Source organism: Streptomyces aurantiacus (assembly GCF_001418335.1).
GTDB lineage: Bacteria > Actinomycetota > Actinomycetes > Streptomycetales > Streptomycetaceae > Streptomyces > Streptomyces aurantiacus.
The window spans coordinates 408-1,350 of sequence record NZ_LIPP01000535.1 but is presented as its reverse complement, the minus strand read 5'-3'; the positions used below and the strand labels follow the sequence as shown (position 1 = coordinate 1,350).

General features: G+C 73.6%; 2 protein-coding genes. Both read right to left on the bottom strand.

What is annotated here, in order from left to right:
- A partial coding sequence (locus AOK01_RS40005; RefSeq protein WP_169800190.1) for an ADP-ribosylglycohydrolase family protein occupies window positions 1-429 on the bottom strand: 429 nt, incomplete at its 3' end.
- 7 nt (window positions 430-436) lie between these two features.
- Window positions 437-943 (bottom strand): ADP-ribosylglycohydrolase family protein (locus AOK01_RS46010; RefSeq protein ID WP_245702626.1); only part of this gene is annotated, 507 nt, incomplete at its 5' end.

Below are 943 nucleotides of genomic sequence, written 5' to 3'. Positions count from 1 at the left end.
CAGCCACTTCTCGGCGAGGAAGATCCGCTGGAGCGGCAGGGCGTCCGCTTCGAGTTCCGGGATCCAGCGGGGCGTCGTCATCAGGTCGGGCACCAGGTGCTCGGCGACGGCGTACGCGTCCAGGTGGTCGCGGACCGTCGCGTACACCCGTACCAGCGCGTGGGTCATCAAGGTGTCGTCGGTGACGTGCCCGTCGCCCTTGTGGTACGGGGCGACGGGGCGTGCCGTGCGCCAGTCGGTGCCGTGCCAGGGGCCGACGATGCCGTGGACGCGTCCGCCGTGGCGTTCGATGATCTGGTCGGGGGAGTAGCCCTCCACGGGGCCGCCGAGCGCGTCGCCGACGGCGGCTCCGACGAGCGCTCCGGTGATCCGTTCGTCGAGGGTTCCTGTGCCCGATTCTGTGCCTGTTTCTTCTCCTTTGGGTTTCATGACCGAATCATCCCTCCGGATAGGCCAGTTCCGTCGCTTCCAGCAGGTCGGCGAGTCCGATGAGGTCCGTGCCGGTCAGGCGCGGCAGCGCGCAGCCGCAGAGGGTGCGGCAGGCGTCGCGCCAGGCGGCGGGGACGGCCGGGCCGCCGCCGAGCGCCCCGGTCAGCGCGCCGGCCAGGGCCGGGGCCGAGTCCGCGACCCGGGACAGGCAGGCCGCCGCGGGCACCGCCTCCGCGATCCGGCCGTGTGCGGCGACGGCGAGGGCGAGGGCGACCGGGACGGTCTCGGCGGCGGCGATGCCGTAGCTGTAGACGTGGTCGACGATCTGGTGTTCCAGGAGGGGGACGAGGCCGAACGCGCCGTCTCCCCGCGCCATGGAGTCGTGGGCGAGCGCGAGGGCGTGCCGTGCGTTGCGGCCGATCTCCGTGGCCTCGGGGAGTTCGGCGAGGGCCGCCGTCGCGCAGGCGTCCACGTTCGCTCCGGTCAGCGCGAGGGCGACGGCCGCGGCCATCGC